Here is a 16124-nt window from a genome sequence, read left to right on the forward strand (position 1 = left end):
TTCTATCGCATCGGATGGTTCGAGATGAGCCGCGATCGTGCCACCGGATGAAAGGATGAGCTGCGCTCGGGCGGCAGAGGCCGCTGGGACGGGGAGGGTGAGTGGCCGGGGATGGGAACCGCGCACGGGTGGACTTGATCTGGTCCGTGACCGATCTGCTGCGGGGCGGTTTGAAGGGGAGCCAGTACGGAAGGGTGGTCCTGCCTTTCACCGTGTTGCGACGGATGGACTGCCTGCGTCGGAATGATGCGGACCGGCGGCTGGCTGCGAATGCGGGGGAGGTAACGGGTGACCTGGTGAGCGATGGCGCGAGCACCGTCGCCATCGGCGACTCGCAGGTTCCCGTGGATCAAGGGGAGGGTAACCCTGCGGCTACCGACTCGGGCGGGGCGGCCGGGTCGGGTGAGGGTGCGGGCCTCCCAGATGCCCCTGACGATCTTGCCAGACTTCTGCTGGTTGTCGACGACGAGGCGTCACCCGATGACGAGCTGCTTCTGGCTGAGGCGGTGGATCGGTTCGTAAGGGACTTTCCCGCTGCAATCGTCGATGTGCTCGACTCGTTCGAATTTGCCAGCATTATCCGGCAGTTGGCGGATGCGCGGGTACTGCGGCAAGTGGTGTCACGGTTCGTTGAAATGGATCTGAGCCCCTCAACCGTTTCCAACCAGGAGATGGGGCGGGAGTATGAGGAGCTGGTCCGGCGCTTCACCGAAGCGTCGCCGGAGACCACGGCTGAGCACACGAGCCCGCAGGACGTGAGTGTGTTGACTGCCCGACTGTTGCTCGGCCCGGACGCGGCAGCGCTGACCCCGTCAAGAACCTCGATCACCGTCTACGACCCGTGCTGTGGTACCGGCGGCATGTTGTCTGCCGTCGAAGGCTTTCTAAATGAGCTGGGAGGCTCTTCCAAGATGTCGGTCTCCGGTCAGGAGATCAATCTGGAAACCTACGCAATAGCTCGCTCCCTACGAATGATGAGAGGTGCGGACCCGTCAGGTATTGCGCACGGAAACGTCCTCACAGACGACCGACACCAAGGTGATACGTTCGACTATCTCTTGGCAGCCCCTCCGAATGGCCTTGATTGGAAGCGGCAGCACGATGAAGTGAAACGCGAGGCCACGGAGCTGGGATTCGCCGGACGTTTCGGCGCAGGGCTGCCCCGTGTAAACGACAGCTCCTTGCTCTTCGTGCAACATCTCGTCGCTCATATGCGGCCCGCAGGCCAAGGGGGTGCCCGAGCCGCCATTTTGTTCACTGCGTCGTCCTTGCAGAGCGGAGGCGCAGGTTCTGGTGAGTCGGAGATCCGACGATGGCTACTGGAGAATGACCTGCTGGAGGGTGTGGTCGCTCTCCCTCCACACCTGCTGCCGAACATCGGCGTTCCGATGTATCTATGGCTGCTGTCCAACCGCAAGCCCCTCCAACTGCGAGGCATGGTCATTGCGCTGGACGCGCGCGGGCATACCGCGACACTGCGCAGGCCGCTGGGCGGGAAGCGCCACTACCTGACGGACCAGCACATCGCCCGGATAGCGGAGCGGTACGAGGCGGCCTACGGCGACGTGTCGAAAGGTGGCCAGGAAGTTGGCGGAGAGGACGGGGCATTGCTGCTCGATGCCCAAGACCTCGTCTACCAAGAGGTCACGGTCAACTGGCCGTTGCGACAGTACTTCACCGTGAGCGCCGACATCGCCGCCGACGTTGAGTCGTCCAAAATGCTGGCGCGTTTCGACGAAGCGCCGGCCCTGTTGCGCGCCCTGCGCGCGGTGACCGGACAGACCTGGCCCACCCGGGCCGAATTTGAGAGCGCATTCTCGACGGCGTTGAAGAACGCGGGCTTGTCGACGGAGCTTCCGCGTTCACTGTGGGGCCGCGTACGGAAGGCCGTGGCCGTCTCGGACCCGGGAGGTGAGGTCCAGACCGACGAACGGGGGCTCACACTTCCGGACCCTGACCTGGCCCACAGAGTGCGTGTTCCGCTCGAGCAGGACGTCGCGGATTTCGTGCGGCGCGAGATAGATCCCGAGCATCTGGACGCATGGCCTGACCTGGACAGCGTGAAGATCGGGTGTGTGCTACCGCAAGCTCCTTTCCTGGTAAGCGGGCCTGGCACCGGCTTTGGCCCGCTCTCCACGGTGGCGCGGCGCATAAGCCGCTGGCTCGGCCAGAGGGCGACGGAGGGACTGCCCTTGCTGCGCGGCACCGATCTCCAGACGGCCGTCACCGCAGCAGATCTTCCAGAAGCTTCAGGGACGGGACAGGCTTTGGCCGTCTGCACTGGCGGAGACGTGGTGGGGCAGGCGGGTAACTGGCGCCTATTGCCGCCGGACTTTGGGGACGCGGTGACACAGCTGACGGTACTGCGTCCCCTCGGCAACAGCGGGCGCGCTCTGTGCGAGTGGCTGCGGACCCGCGCAGGCGAGGAGGGTGGCGCGTATCCCCGCATCTCCATGAACTCGCCAGCGCCCGTCGAGCTCATCAGGGACTCCGAGTTCAACTCACTCCTGGACGACCTCGACGGTGGCAAGGAAGCCCTCGCCCGCACCACCTCCAGGATCCTGCCGAACGTGTTCCGCGACCCCCAGGCCGGCCTCGACGAGATGCGCCGCACCGCCAGGGCTTCGGCGTACGAGGCTCGAATCATCGGGGAGCTCGTTCAGCCGCTCGGTGACCCGGTATGGCGAGCCGAGTGGAGCTACCCCTATCACGTGGCGGCGCTGGCTCGGCAGTACCGAATATCTAGGACACTTGCCCAACGCAAGGACGCCCTGCTCAAACTCGCTGAGAGCGTGGCGCGCTGTGTCGGTGTGCTTGCCCTCGCGGTCCGGATCCACCGTCGACAGAGCTTCGACGACACTCTGCGCGGGCCCTTTAAAAAGGGTGGCGGAGCAACCTTCTGGACGTGGCAGAGCCAGATTTCAGATCTGGTCAAGGACGGACTTGTTCCCGAACTTCCGGAGCTGGAAGGGGCGCTTGATTCCGATGGTGTGTTCACCCTGCTGGATCAACTTCGTGGGATGAGAAACGATTCTAGTCACGCGAGCAGGGTGCAGCCGGAGCACGAGCTGGAGCGAGAGGTCAACGTTCTGGAGCCGGTGGTCGTATCGACCCTGGAATCAGTGGGATGGCTATCCGGCCTCCATTGGGACCTCGTTGACACATGCGCGTACACAGGCAATGGCGGGTTCACCCTGATCGGGCGGCGCCTGAGGGGCAGCCACCCTGACTGGGAGCCCTTCGAACGCCCGTTTCCAGGCATCGTCGAGCCGAACCGTATCTATGTGCAGGGCCCCTCATCCGCTCATCCACTGACGTTGTGGCCCATTGCGCGGGCTGAGGTGTGCACGGAATGCGACGCGCGGGAGCTGTTCCTGCTGCACAAGATTGATAGGACCAGTGGGGCAATCACACTGCGCTGTAGCAGGGATCACACGTTCCCGCGGGACAGCGCCTAGAGGAGGGGATGAGCCTGAGCGTCCTGCTACGAGTTGACGAACAACTCAGCTGTTCAAGCCAGCTCTGCGGCCAAGTCGCGCAGGTTTGGTACGAGTTCGGGATGGTCCCCGCGTGATGCCGACTGCAGTAGCTCGGTGATGACGATGATCTGCGCGTCGCGACCGGGCTGCGTCTTGAGTACAGGGAACGTGTCGCGGACGCGGTTGGCGAAGGTGGGCACGAGCAGGGAGTACGCCAGCAGCATGGCGGCGTCGTAACCGACCGGAGCCAGGCCGAAGCCTTCCCAGTCGAGTAGGTAGGGGGTGGTGCTCGTGAGGTTGGCGGTGTGCAGGTCTCCGTGGGCCGTCGTCCAGCCCGTGATCCGAGGGCCGGGCATGTCAAGGAAACGCGGGACGGTGCGGTCCACCCACTCCTGCCGTACGGCCACGCGGTGTGTGGAGACGGTGTTCACGTGCTCCAGGTCGGTGCGTAGGGATTCCCACCACTCGGTCGGAGGATCCAGGTCCGCGCGTAGGACGGGGCTGGAAGAGGCGATGGGGTCGGCGATGTACTGGTGCAACTCGGCGTGGTACGCATAGCCGTCGTCGCCTGACTTCTTGGTGTCGTAGAGCAGGGGCTTGTGGATGTGCCCGTCGAACAGCGCGGCGGCCTGGCGATTGCCCTCCCAGATCTTTCCTGCTGCTTTGTCCTGTGGTGCAGAGAGCAGTCTCAGCCAGCAGGCGCCTCGGTCCGGGTGCTCGACGTGGCTGCTGAGAGTGCGGCCGTGCCAGCCCCAGACCTCGGGGCCGGCGACCGTGGCGCCCAGCGTCGCCGCTGACCGCGTGAAGGCCCGACGCATGCGCTGCTGGTCCGCGAGGTCAGGCGGTGGCGAGTACATCCAGCACCTTTCGCAGCGTGGGGGCCGGGATGGAGGGGCTCCGCAGGGCTTCTTGTGCCTCGGCCCAGTGTGCCTGCGTTGAGGCGGAGAGCAGAATCCGCGTCACCCCGGGGCATGAGGCTGCCGCGAGGAGGCATGCCTGGGCGGTTGTGAGTTCGGGGTGCAGCATTGCCGTGAGTTCGCGCGTAGCCAGGTCGGCCAGTTCGCCGCCGAACAGGGGGGCCGAGGCGTACACCTGCCATCCGAGCTCGGCGGCCTGAGCGATCGGGCCTTCGCCGTCCAAGGCTTGGACGAAAGGGGTGGCCGTAACGAGCGATACGGGCAGTTGGATGGCTCGCAGGTGGTGCTGCTCCGTGCCGGCGGCTTCAACCGCCAGTTGGTGCAAGACGGGGATGCTCAGGACACCGGTGTTGAATCCGTCCCAGGTAGCGACGCCGTACGCGGTCAGTGCGCCGGCTGTCGCCTCTGCTTCGAGGGCGATGAAGGCGTCACGCAGGGCTTCGTGTGGGTCGCCGTCGATGCGTTCGGGGTTGTGCGCGAAGACGAGGTCGAGGTGATCACGGCGGAGTTCGGTTCGGTTGCGGGCGCACTGCCAGTGGACGTACGGGATGCTCAGGCAATGTCCGCGTTCTGCGTCACCGGCCGTGATGGCTCCGGCGTTAACGGCGTCTGCAGCGGTCCGAGCGGTGAGGAATCCGACCTTCGTAGACATCGGAATCGGGTGCCGGGCGAGCGCTGGCGCGAGCAGCGGCTGGGCCTGCCCGTCGAGGTAGTTGGGCGCGGTGTCGATCCATGCTGTCGCTGGATCGCTGGCTGCGCGGGTCACGGCGTCGTGCAGCGCGGAGGGGCGGATGCGGTAGGTGCCCAGGGCCAGGGTGGCCTTCGTCATCGCTCGCTGCCTTCCACCGTGATCGCTTGGCCGACCATGAGCGCGGAGACGACGGCCGCCACATCTACGATCGAGATTGCGGCTGCCTCGGCCAGCTCGCTGAGGGGTACGGCGGTAGGCGCGGCCGACATCAGTCGTTGGAGCAGTGGCATCGCCTCCTTCGCCATCTCCCACTCGTTGTCGCAGGCCCGGAAAACCACCCCTTCCTCGCTGGACTCCAAGAGCGCCCGGGTGGTCGTGAGCCTGACGCGGACGTTCGGGACCGCGGGGACGCTGATGATGTGGGGCAGGCTCGGCCGCAGGCGGGTGAGGTCAGTTACGTCGCGCATCGCCGTATACCGGCCGATGAGGTCTGGGTCTTCCAGGGAGGCGGTGACTTCCTGGCGTAGCCGCTCCAGATAAGTCACTTGCTCTGCGGCGGTCGCGTGCACGGGCAGGTCTTCGCGCAGGACATCGTGGCGGCGCAGGTCGTCCGCGAGCCAGGAAAGGAGCTGGGCGCCGGTGGTGGTCTGCACGCCGAAGGTGATGTGGATGGAGTGTTCACCTTCGGAGGCGGCCACCGAGTGCCACCAGCCGCGCGGTAGATACAGCACGTCTCCGGGCCGAAGCACGAGTTCAGCGACTGGCTCCTTCGGCGGCGGCTCGGGCTCGTCAGTGTCCTTGTACATGGGGGCGGTGCGGGTGGGGCCGTACAGCTTCCAGCGTTTGGCGCCGTCGATCTGGATCACGACGACGTCGTGGTCGTCCCAGTGCACGCCGAAGCCCTCGCGGGCAGTCCACGAGGCATACAGGTTGGCCTGCACTCCCGTGCGGAGCCAGCGCTCCAGCTCCATCGCGGCGCGGCCGACGGGCGGGTGGAGTTCGTCGAGGGCGTCGATCACGAGGGAGGCGCCCTCGGCGAGGCGGGCGTGCAGTTCGGCGGGGTGCAGGCGTTGCCAGACGGTGTGCCGACGGGTGGTGACCGGGGCGGTGTAGCGGTGGGCCGGCAGCATCTCGCCGTCCGCAGACAGGCGGAAGCGGGGTGGTTCCAGGCGGTGGGTTGCCAGGATCGTGTTGAGGTCGTCCCACGTGATCAGCTGCCCCGGATCGGCGAGGGCGTCGGGGATGTGGCGGTATTGGCGGTGGAGCACCTGGGCCAGGAACTCGTCCTGGCCCAGGTGGGCCGCCAGATTCAGCGGCGACAACGCGTCTCCTCCAGGATCAGTCGTTGCCGTCGGTACGGCCGGTGCTGCCGCCGTCGGACGGGGTGATGCCGCGCTCGCGGGCGGCCTGGATCCGGCGGCGTGCCTTGACCAGTCCTGCTTGCACCGGCTCGGTCGTTGGGGTGGTGGCGGTGTTGTTCGGCATTGCTCCTCCTTGGGTCGCGGGTTGATAGGGACTTGCGGACCCGCCCCGGATGCGCTCGACCTGTCCAAGGGCGCGGGCGGTTGTTCTGTCCGGGGCGGGGGCTTGTGGCCCGTCCTTGCCGGGGCTTCTCGGGTGGGGGAACCTCTCGATCGGCTACGTACGGCAGGGACGGGGACTCAGGGGTTGGTCGCGGCGGTGGAGACCGCGACGCCGACTACGAAGCCGCACGAGGCGGAGATCAGCACGATCAGCAGCGGGCCCGTGTACCGCGCCAGCCAGCCCACGGTTCGGCCCATCACGGTTTCCACCAGGCTCGCCACGGGCGGGTGATGATCTGCCTGTAGGTGTGGTGCGACGGGTGCTGCCCGCAGTGCTCCAGCACCCAGTTCTGGGACGCGGTGAAGTCCTCGCTGGGCGGTGACGTCTCGCCGTCGACTGCGCACTGCATCGCGTAGGTGGTGGGCTCTGCGTCCGGTTCGTGGTCGGGCTGGAGGGTCCACTGCTTGTGACAGACGACCGCTCGCGTACTCACTGGCCCACCTCGTTCAGCGAGACGAGGTGGGGCGACACAGCTGTCTCCGTGTGGTTCGGCCGGAGCGAAGTAGATGCCGACATGTGGCGGAACGAGGCTGCGCCTGGGCGAACGGCTGCGGCGGGTGCTTCTGACGCCGTAGCCGTGACGTACGGGTTCGTGAGCGCGGCGTGTAGGACGTCGGCGTCGGTGAGGGTCTCGTCGTCGGGCAGTTCGCACCAGCCGCCGAACCAGTCGTCGATCAACGGCGGGCTGGGCGTGACGAGCCACGAGTTGGTGGTGAGATGCCGGACAGGCAGGTCGCCCCAACTTCCTGCGGTGCCGGTGTCGATGGCGTAGTAGAGGCGTTCGTTGGGCCCGTCGTAGAGCACCGGGCCGATTGCCGTGCTTGTGGCCCGCAGGTGGGCCAAGGCGAGGAAACCGACCGCTGCGGGGGTGCGTACGAGGTCCCAGCCGTCGCCGACTCGGAGCAGGCGGAGTCCGGGCACGTCGTTGACCAAGGGAGCGCTGCGCAGCGCTTCACGGACGGACATCACGTATCTCCTTGGTGCTGGAGGCCGGAGCTCACGCCGAACAGAGGCGCACGTTCCGTCGTCGGCCTGATGGGGCGAACCACGATCAGACGGGTGCCTGTTGCTGCTATCTGCCGCTGCCGCTCGGATACGACGAGCTTTGGGCCGAGGTGGCTGAGGGCAGGGACCACGGCGCCATACGTGTCGGGCAATTCGAGTGCGTCCAGGAGGCCGACGAAGGCGGGAGAGCGGACGGCCACCGTCGCCTCACGGTCGGTGAACACGCCGCACAGAGTCAGCTCGTGTTGTCGGCAGTACTCGGTGAGGCAGCCGACGAGCGCTGAGTGGCGGGCCGGGCCGCCGGTGACATGGCGGAGGTAGCCGAAGACCTGGGGGCAGGCGACGGAGCGGAGTTCGGTGATGAGGTCGTCGTCCATGCCCACAGCGTCGGCCGTCGTGAACGGCCTCGAAATGACCTGCTGTTGTACTTCCGTTGCACTTCCCGCCCCACGTCGTCACCGACAGTGCTTCCATACGTGACGGAGGGAGGTCATCCGTGGTCAGCGTGCAGCAATGGACAGGCCGCGAGGCAAGCGCTCTGCGCGCCGCGCTGCGTATGAGCACGCGCGCTTTCGCCGAGCACCTCGGTGTCGCGCTGCGCACGGTCGCCAAGTGGGAGAGCCTCGGTACAGCAACCCAGCCCCGCCCGGATACCCAGGCCATCCTCGACACGGCACTGGGCCGCGCGGACTCCGCTGCCCAGGCCAGGTTCGAGGCGCTGATGTTCCCCGAGAGGAAGAGCGCGCGGCCGGCGGATTACGAGACCTGGACCGAAGACATCGAGCGTGCTGTGGTCTGCGTAAGCCGTCAGAACTTCCCCTTCGCCACCTCACTGTTGAACCGCTGGCTGACTCGCCACGATCCGCATCACCTGGATGACAAGGGCCTCTACCTCTACGGCCGTTCCCTCGTGCTGCTCGGCGATCTCCAACGTGATCAGGGCGCGATCCTCGGCCCGCTCTCCGCTCGGCACTCCTACATGACCGCCCGCGGCATGTTCACCGAACTCGATATCCCGCGCCGAGTGGCTCAGATCGAGCTCTCCCTCGCCGTCGTTCAGGAAATGTCCGGCCAGCTGGAAGCCTCCGCCCGGCAGTACGAACTCCTCGCAGCGGACGAGCGCTTGAGTCCTCGCGACCGTGCCAGGGCCCGGCTCTGGGTCGGTACGGCACTGAGCAAGGAGGGCAACAACGAGTACGCCACCGACGTCATGGTGGAGGCAACTCGCTCCTTCGAGGACCTGGGCGAGCCGGAGGACTGGTCTGTTGCCCACCAGAAGCTGGCCCTGGCCCACCGAGGCGTCGGCGACCTGAAGCAGGCCCTGCACTACATGGACATCGCGCGCACCACCGGCACGGTCGACTCCCCGATGCAGCGGGTGCGGTTGGACACCGCATACGGGCACATCCTTCTGTCGGATGCGGCGACCCGGAATGATGGGCTGTCCGTCCTCGATCAGGCGGCACAGGTGGCCCGCCAGTACGGGCTGAGCCACCAGCTGCGCAGTATTGAGGGCATCCGAAAGGGCCAGCAGGGATGAGCCAGGGAGTGCCAGTGCCGGAGCACGAGCAGCGCCAGATCACCGACGAGCAGTTCCACGACGCGACGCTGATCTGGAACTACCACCAGATGGGCCACGAGCAGCGGCCCTGCTCGGCGGCGATCGGTCTGGGCAGTCACGACCTCGGGGTGGCCACCACGGCCGCAGACCTCTACCGTGCCGGCCTCTTCCCGGTCGTGGTGTTCAGCGGGGGCAACAGCCCCACGACTCGGGCCCGCTTCCCGCGGGGTGAGGCCGTCCACTACCGCGAGCATGCCCTGAGCCTGGGGGTGCCGGACGAGGCGATCCTGGTCGAGCCGAAGGCGGCCAACACCGGCCAGAACATCACCTTCTCCCGCGAGCTGCTGGCCGAGGCCGGCATCGCGGTCGAGTCGCTGCTGCTCATCTCCAAGCCGTACATGGAACGCCGCTCGTTTGCGACCTGCCGCAAGCTCTGGCCCGAGGCTGAGGTCGTGTGCGCTTCCGAGCCGCTGGAGTTGGACGACTACATCAAGTCCATCGGCGACGAGAAGCTCGTCGTCGACATGCTCGTCGGCGACCTGCAACGGGTGATCGAGTACCCGAAGCTCGGCTTCGCCGTCGAGCAGGACGTACCGGGGGATGTGTATGACGCTTACGAGCGCCTTCTGCGCGACGGATTCGACAGTCGCCTCATCGGCACCTGACCCGTCCCATGCTGGTTCGTCGGGCGGGGTGTGCGCGATCCACCAACCAAACCTGTTCCCGCGGCTGTCCACTCTGGCGAAGCTGTACGCCGCTGGCCAGTGGATCGTCCTCGACGACGTCCAGTTCGCCCGGCGCGACTATCAGCACCGGGCTCGGCTCGCAGCCCTGGACAGCCCCGCCAGGCAGCAGTGGCTCACGCTCCCCACACACCTGCCCGATGGGCGTACGACACTGATCAGCCAGGCGCGGCTCGCCGACCCCAGCCGCTCCCGCCGTACCGTCAGCCTGCTGATTCGCCAGTACTACGGCCGCAGTCGCCACTGGCCAGCGGTGCGTGGGGTCTTGGACGCGGTTCTCGATCGGTTCGAGGCCGCCGACCGTGTCTCCGACATAGCCAGGGCGTCGACGATCGCGCTGCTCACCGCCCTTGGCTGGAGCGGCGATGTACTGGACAGCAGCACGATCCCGACTCGGGAAGGCCGATCAGAACGGCTCGCCGACCTGGCCGTGGCCACGAGCAGTACCCACTATCTCTGCGGCACGGGTGGCTGGCGCTACCTCGACCCGGCTCCGTTCGAGGCCCACGGCATCCCGGTGCTGGCTTTCCACACTCCTGTGGATACGGAAGACCCACTCTGGCGGTGGTCCCGAGGGATCAGCAGTCTCTGGGCGCTGAGCCAGATCGGGCCGGAAGCCCTGGCCGCCATGCTGGCGGCCCAACGAGACCAACTGCTTCTGGAGGGCTTCAAGTGACCGAACCGCAGGCGCCGGGCAACAAGCCGTTCCTGTACGTCGTCGTCTGCGCGGCCGGTGTCGCCGGCGACGTCGGCAAGCTGATCACGGTTGCTCAGGAGGCGAACTTGGACGTGGGCGTTGTGGCCACCCCGCAGGGTCTGGGTTTCATCGACACGGAGGCGGTCGAGGCCCAGACCGGCTACCCGATTCGCTCGGCTTGGCGCTCACCCGGGGATCCTCGCCCGCTGCCGCCCGCCGACGCCATCGCGGTGGCCCCGGCCACGTTCAATACCGTCAATAAATGGGCGGCAGGGATCTCCGACACCCTGGCGCTGGGCATCCTGTGTGAGGCGTACGGCATGGGCATCCCCACTGCCGTCCTGCCGTACGTGAACTCAGCCCAGGCCGCCCATCCCGCGTACTGGCAGAGCCTGGAGCGGTTGCGCGAGATGGGCGTCCTGATCGGTTCGTACGAGCCGCATCGGCCGAAGGCCGGCGGCGGGGCCGACCGCTACCGGTGGGAAGAGGCGCTGGAACTGCTCACTCCCAAGATGTCCGCGCGGCCGTAATCAGCGCCGCCGTGCCGACTGGGGCTGTGAGGGAGGAGCCGCTGCCGCAGGCTGGACGGGAGTAGCCCGGGCTGCCTCGGCCCGTGGACTGGGCGGACGGCGTTCGCCGAGGCGGCGGATGCGCCAGGTCAGTGCGCGGGCGGGGCTGCGGGCGTCGTCCAGGGTGCGCTGTCCGAGCGCCTGGTCGAGGACGGTGGCCACTTTGTGTCCTGCTGATTCGGCCTCGGCGAGCACGGTGGCGAGTGCGTCCCAGGCGGAGTCAGCCAGGATGCGCTCGGCGTGTTCCGGTACCGCCTGCTGGAGGTGGTGGGCGAAGCGGCGTTTGGTCTGCGGGCTGGGTGCCCGGCTGGCGAGGCCGACCAGGACCGGCTCGGCGACCTGCGCGTACGCCACCTGCAAGTGGAGGAGGGCCTGCTCGGCTGCGGCCTCCTGCTGTGCGTGCTGACGGATGCGGTGCCAGTGAATCGCGAACGCCACCGCGGTGAGCGCGGCATCCAGGAGCATCGTGAATCCGGCCCCGTCCCTGTCCTGGGGCCGGTCGCGCCAGATCGCCTGGACGCTGCGGCGCAGGACGCGGGTGCTGTCGAGGTCGGCGGCGATGCGGGAACGGGTGGCGCGCTCGAAGACGGCGGCGGCCTGTTCGAGTTCAGCCTTGAGCCCGGCCGGTGCGGTGACGGGCAGGAGGTCCAGTGCGGCGCCGAGCGCGACCAGCTGTCCTTGGGCGGCGTGGTCGTCGCCGTGGGTGAGGTGGTGGGGGATGCGTTCGGTGGCGGCGGCGGTCTGGTGCCAGGGGTTGCCCGGCCGGACGGTCGCGGGCTCGGGGCTGGTGGTGGCGAGGCGTTGGCGGATCTTGGGCAGGGAGAGATCGCCGGCGAGGGCGGAACCGGCGTAGAACACGGTCTCGCCCTTGTCGTTGATGTCACCGGGCAGGGCGAAGTTGCAGCCGAGCGCGTCGCCGGAAGGGCCGAGCTTCAGCCGAACGGTCACACCCGTCGCCTCCAGCAGGGCGAAGAACTCGGCCTCGTCCGCTGCGGCGGCGACGGTACGGCGGACCCGCAGGCGCAGGATCTCGCGGGACGTGGCGTCCTGGCCCAATCGCTTGGCCTTGAAGTGCTCCTTGCTGGTGGGGCGCTTGGCGGCGGTGCCGTCGCCCGGCTTCAACCGGCGGAGCCCGTAGTCGACTTCGATCTTGCGGGCTTCACGCTGGACGGCGCGCTGGTCGTGATCGCGCTGGGGGCGGCGGCCGTCCTGGCGGACGAGGGTGGCGGCGATGTGGATGTGGTCGTCGGCGTGGCGGACGGCCACCCAGCGGCATGCTTCCTCGTCGCCTACGGGGGCGATGCCGGCTGCGGCCACGATCCGGCGGGCGATGTCCGCCCATTGGGCGTCGGTGAGGATCGGGTCTTCAGGTGCAGCACGGACGGGGCAGTGCCACACGGTGTACTTGGGTGCCTTGTCGCCCAGCATCTTCACGGGCTGGTCGAGCTGTGCGGCGAGCTGGGTCTCCACTTCCTTGGGGTCGCGGTGAGGGCTGCGGCCGGGGTCGGGGGCGAAGTCGTTCCAGGAAGCCACCAGATGCGGGTCGACGTGCTCGTTGGCCCGGCCCTTGCCGAAGAGGTAGCCGATCGTGCGGCGCGTGGCCTGTGGCCCCTTGCCGAGGATGATCTTCGGGATCAATGGCTCACCGCCCCTCTGTGACCTGGGCGACCGCGGTGTCCAGCTCGGCGATGGACGCCTCGACGCGCTCCAGGAGCCGTTGGACGGTGTCGAGGTGGGGCCAGGCGCCGTCCTTGTTGAGGTGCCAGGTGAGCTGGTTGAGGTTGTTGCCGATCTTGCCGAGCTGCCGGTTGGCGGCCATCAGGGTCTTCACCAGGGCGCGGTAGTCGGCGACCGCTGCCGTGGGGTCGTCGGCACGGGCAGCGGCGAGCGCGCACTCGGCGACGTAGCCGCCGGGCTTCATGCGGCTCAGGACTGCGGCCTTCTGCACTAGGGCGATCTCGTCGTCGTTGTAGCGGGGATGGACACGGTGCTCGCGCAGCTGCTTGTCACGCAGACGGCGACGCGGCGCGGGGCGCTGACGCTCGTTCAACGACGGTTCGCCCCCTGTCTCGTTCGGCACCTCCGGGCCGAACGAGCCCGGCGCCCCTGCGCCGGATGCCTCCGCCTCCCCCGGGGCGAGGGCCGGGTAAGGACTCCTTATCCGACAACTTGCTGCGCTGTCTGAGGCTGAGGTGGTGTGCATCTGCTGCTGAGCTGTGGGGAGTTCGTGGTGCTGTTCGTGCATGAGGTGCTCCGGGGATGAGGGGCGGGAGGCGTGTCACGTGCGTCGCATCCGTCCCATACCTGGTCAGGACAGGTACGGACACTCGGGCAGGTACGGAGAAGTCCGTCCCGGCGAGGACATCCGTCCCCGCGCTGACCTGCGCGGGGACGGATGCGACGCAGTGATACGGCCCCAGGGGAGGCGGGTCAGCGGGCGCGTTGGCGGCCGGCGGAGCCGCCGGGCGGGCCGATGGGCAGCTGACCCGCCAGGGCAGCGGGCGGCTTGCCCAGAGCCGGGCGCGCGGGCGTGGCGTCGTGCGCGGGGGCGGGCGCCGTCTCGGTGAGGTCGGGGCAGTGCCGGGCCCAGCTGTCCAGGAACCGGTTACGGGCGTACCCCTTGGCCTGCCTGCCCTTGTCGAACCGGTAGTTGGCCGGACGGATATCGAAGTCCCGCAGCATTCTGCCCAGGTAGTAGGCGTTGAGCCCCTTGGCGCCGTGCTCAGCCCAGGGGGCGTCGGGGTCCTGGAGCAGGGCGGCGACCAGATCCTGGCTGGACAGGGCAGCGGGGTTGCCGTGTGCCTCGAAGACGCGGTGGATGTCGCGCAGCAGCCGCGTCTTCAGGTTGGTCTGCTCGTCCTGGACAGCCTCGAACCGGGTCATCGCCCCACAGGCCGCACGCGCACTGGCGGGCCAGTGGCCGCCGACCAGATCGGCAATGATGACCAGCGGCTCCCAGGTGTCCGCCGCCCGGTCCTCCACCGGCATCGTCGGCGCCATGCGGCCGGCCATGCCGCGCAGCGGTCCCAGCCAGGCGGCCAGCTTGTCCCGCAGCGCGTTCAGCTCCGGTGTGGCGTAGCGCGAGCGGAACGGGGTCACCTTCTCGCCCGGCATGCGCTTTTGCATGCGGAGCACGACCGCCCGGTCCGTGATCGTGTCGGGCAGGTCGCCGATCGAGGCCAGCGCGGCCATGGCGAAGGTCGGATACGGGGTCGGCTTATGCTCCGGACCGGAGATGCGCCAGGCGGGCCGGTTGCGCTGATGTCCGGCATTCAACAGGCCGCGCAGTTCCTCGTTGTCGCCCGCCTTGCTGAAGATGGCATCGGCCTCGTCCACCAGGATCGTGCGCGGATTCTTGCCGATGACGCGGAACAGCACCGCCGTGGACATGTTCACCGTCATGATCGGCTGGTGCACGGTCTCGTGAAGCACGTCCAGCACCCGGGACTTGCCGCAGCCCTTCGTCGGGCCGACGACCGCCAGACGCGGCGCGTGCTGCAGAACGGTCTGGATGTGCGTGGCCGCCACCCACAGAGTGACCGCGGTCAGCGCCTCGTCACTGGGCAGCACGACGTACTTGCCGATCGCCGCCCGCAACTCATCCAGCAGTTCGCCACCCTCACCGGAACCCCGTTCCCCCGGGTCTGCCGGTCCCCGAGGAGTCCGGGAGCCGGTCCCGTGATCCGGTCCCCGTGCGTCGACGGGACCGGTCCCCTCCTGCTGGGCGGTTCCCGCCACGGGGTTGTCGGTCCCCAGCGACTGGCGGGGACCGCGATCACGGTCCCCATTGCGGTCCCCTGGTGCAACTACAGCCTCTTGGGGACCGGTCCCCATTTTGGCGCCGCTGACCTGCGGGTTTGCGTCGGACGTCGATACGGGGACCGGGACGTGCGGGGACCGAGCAGCGGGCACGTTGTGGGGACGGTCCCCAACAGCGGCATCAGCAGATGGCTGGGGACGGTCCCCGTGTGCTTTCACATCCGCCGAGTGCTCGACGGTCCCCGACGCCGGGGATCGTGTGTCCGCCTGATCCCTGCGGCGCCAGGGGACGCCCTCGCCGGGGACCGCGGGAGTGGGCCAGCCGGTCGGGGAGGTGTTCGTGGGGCTCGGGGACGTAGAGTCCTCCATAGGCGTTCCTCTCCGGTGAGAGGCAGGACGGGCAAGGTCCCGCCCCTCACCAGCTCATTCGTTCAGGGATGGGCGATCAGTTGGGAAGTCTTCGGCCTTCGGCGTTGGCGCGCCGGGGGCCGCTTCGTTGTCCGGCCGCGCCAGACGCGGGGTCAGGCCGTGAGGTCGTACGACGTCTGGGCATCCAGCCACGCGTCCACCTCCCGCCAGCGGTAGCGCAGGTGACGGCCAACCTTGTGGACGCTGGGGCCGATGCCCCGGTACTTCCACTGGTAGAGGGTCTTCACCGGTACCCCGAGGTACGCGGCCACGTCGGCGGGAGTGGCGAGCTGGTCACGCTCGGCGCCGGCAAGGCGCGGGGAGTGGTTCGGCAATGAGGTCTCCATATAGGAATCAGGGTTTTGGATGGCAGGCGTGGGCAACACAGCCACACCACCTGGGAAGCGTCCAGAGTGAATTCTGAAACTCCCGGCTAGTTCCCTCGGTGTCGCCGGGGAAGACCAAAACAGTAAGGGCGGATCCCCGGTTGCCGAAATCGCTCCCACGGAAGCCGAAATTTTCTACGGAGAAGCAACCGGCTGAAGTGTCGGAATCCGGTACCTCAGCAGCTCAGAGGTGGCGTCCAGCGCTGAGAAGTGACGTGGCCAGTCCAGCGGACATCGCATCCGATAGCCGCCCAAATCGCCCACTTCTTTGATGCGGAGGGAAGGTAACACAACCTCCCCGCCGAAACGGCTCGTGATGTGCCGG

The 16124-nt window shown here is 67.8% G+C and carries 16 protein-coding genes; 5 read left to right on the forward strand and 11 right to left on the reverse strand.

All coding sequences use genetic code 11. The features are described from left to right. The first annotated feature begins 146 nt into the window (after positions 1-146). Complete coding sequence (locus RM812_RS25265; protein ID WP_311576163.1) at positions 147-3458, forward strand: N-6 DNA methylase; 3312 nt, start codon at positions 147-149, stop codon at positions 3456-3458. Positions 3459-3511: 53 nt separating this feature from the next. Here the strand turns inward: RM812_RS25265 and RM812_RS25270 are convergent, their stop codons facing one another. The 7 genes from RM812_RS25270 to RM812_RS25300 form a co-directional block, all read right to left on the reverse strand. Further along, a complete protein-coding gene (locus RM812_RS25270; RefSeq protein ID WP_311576167.1) occupies positions 3512-4336 on the reverse strand; it encodes a phosphotransferase in 825 nt (274 codons plus the stop codon). Then, on the reverse strand, positions 4317-5225 hold the full coding sequence (locus RM812_RS25275; protein WP_311576170.1) for an aldo/keto reductase: 909 nt from the start codon (positions 5223-5225) through the stop codon (positions 4317-4319). The genes RM812_RS25270 and RM812_RS25275 overlap by 20 nt, the downstream gene beginning before the upstream one ends. Beyond that, positions 5222-6409: a cupin domain-containing protein gene (locus tag RM812_RS25280; protein ID WP_311576174.1), complete on the reverse strand. Its 1188-nt coding sequence runs from the start codon at positions 6407-6409 to the stop codon at positions 5222-5224. Before RM812_RS25280 ends, RM812_RS25275 begins: the two co-directional genes overlap by 4 nt. Before the next feature lie 16 nt (positions 6410-6425). After that, positions 6426-6572 (reverse strand): hypothetical protein, encoded by a 147-nt coding sequence (locus tag RM812_RS25285; RefSeq protein ID WP_311576177.1) that lies wholly within the window; start codon positions 6570-6572, stop codon positions 6426-6428. A gap of 295 nt (positions 6573-6867) precedes the next feature. Then, the gene (locus RM812_RS25290; RefSeq protein WP_311576180.1) at positions 6868-7104 is read right to left on the reverse strand and encodes a DUF7848 domain-containing protein; all 237 of its coding nucleotides are present in this window, start codon (positions 7102-7104) and stop codon (positions 6868-6870) included. Next, positions 7101-7637, reverse strand: coding sequence for a hypothetical protein (locus tag RM812_RS25295; RefSeq protein ID WP_311576183.1), 537 nt, complete (start codon positions 7635-7637; stop codon positions 7101-7103). Before RM812_RS25295 ends, RM812_RS25290 begins: the two co-directional genes overlap by 4 nt. Continuing rightward, the gene (locus tag RM812_RS25300) at positions 7637-8053 is read right to left on the reverse strand and encodes a hypothetical protein (protein WP_311576186.1); all 417 of its coding nucleotides are present in this window, start codon (positions 8051-8053) and stop codon (positions 7637-7639) included. The genes RM812_RS25295 and RM812_RS25300 overlap by 1 nt, the downstream gene beginning before the upstream one ends. 119 nt (positions 8054-8172) lie before the next feature. Here RM812_RS25300 and RM812_RS25305 point away from each other — a divergent pair, with 119 nt between their 5' ends. From RM812_RS25305 to RM812_RS25320, 4 genes are read left to right on the forward strand one after another with little or no spacing between them, the layout of a single operon-like run. After that, on the forward strand, positions 8173-9216 hold the full coding sequence (locus tag RM812_RS25305; RefSeq protein WP_311576189.1) for a helix-turn-helix domain-containing protein: 1044 nt from the start codon (positions 8173-8175) through the stop codon (positions 9214-9216). Continuing rightward, on the forward strand, positions 9213-9902 hold the full coding sequence (locus tag RM812_RS25310) for a YdcF family protein (RefSeq protein ID WP_311576192.1): 690 nt from the start codon (positions 9213-9215) through the stop codon (positions 9900-9902). The genes RM812_RS25305 and RM812_RS25310 overlap by 4 nt, the downstream gene beginning before the upstream one ends. A gap of 28 nt (positions 9903-9930) precedes the next feature. After that, positions 9931-10656, forward strand: a complete 726-nt coding sequence (locus RM812_RS25315; protein ID WP_311576195.1) for a WbqC family protein — start codon at positions 9931-9933, stop codon at positions 10654-10656. Then, the gene (locus tag RM812_RS25320; protein WP_311576198.1) at positions 10653-11207 is read left to right on the forward strand and encodes a flavoprotein; all 555 of its coding nucleotides are present in this window, start codon (positions 10653-10655) and stop codon (positions 11205-11207) included. The genes RM812_RS25315 and RM812_RS25320 overlap by 4 nt, the downstream gene beginning before the upstream one ends. Here RM812_RS25320 and RM812_RS25325 read toward each other — a convergent pair whose 3' ends face one another. The 4 genes from RM812_RS25325 to RM812_RS25340 all read right to left on the reverse strand — a co-directional run bounded on the left by RM812_RS25325 (position 11208) and on the right by RM812_RS25340 (position 15748). Then, positions 11208-12884, reverse strand: coding sequence for a relaxase/mobilization nuclease domain-containing protein (locus RM812_RS25325; protein ID WP_311576201.1), 1677 nt, complete (start codon positions 12882-12884; stop codon positions 11208-11210). Between the two features lie 4 nt (positions 12885-12888). Next, positions 12889-13296 (reverse strand): plasmid mobilization protein, encoded by a 408-nt coding sequence (locus tag RM812_RS25330; protein WP_311576204.1) that lies wholly within the window; start codon positions 13294-13296, stop codon positions 12889-12891. Between the two features lie 380 nt (positions 13297-13676). Further along, complete coding sequence (locus RM812_RS25335) at positions 13677-14984, reverse strand: DUF3631 domain-containing protein (RefSeq protein ID WP_311576207.1); 1308 nt, start codon at positions 14982-14984, stop codon at positions 13677-13679. Between the two features lie 542 nt (positions 14985-15526). After that, positions 15527-15748, reverse strand: coding sequence for a helix-turn-helix transcriptional regulator (locus RM812_RS25340; RefSeq protein WP_240103720.1), 222 nt, complete (start codon positions 15746-15748; stop codon positions 15527-15529). Positions 15749-16124 lie beyond the last annotated feature (376 nt).

It is taken from the genome of Streptomyces lancefieldiae (assembly GCF_031845825.1).
Lineage (GTDB): Bacteria > Actinomycetota > Actinomycetes > Streptomycetales > Streptomycetaceae > Streptomyces > Streptomyces lancefieldiae.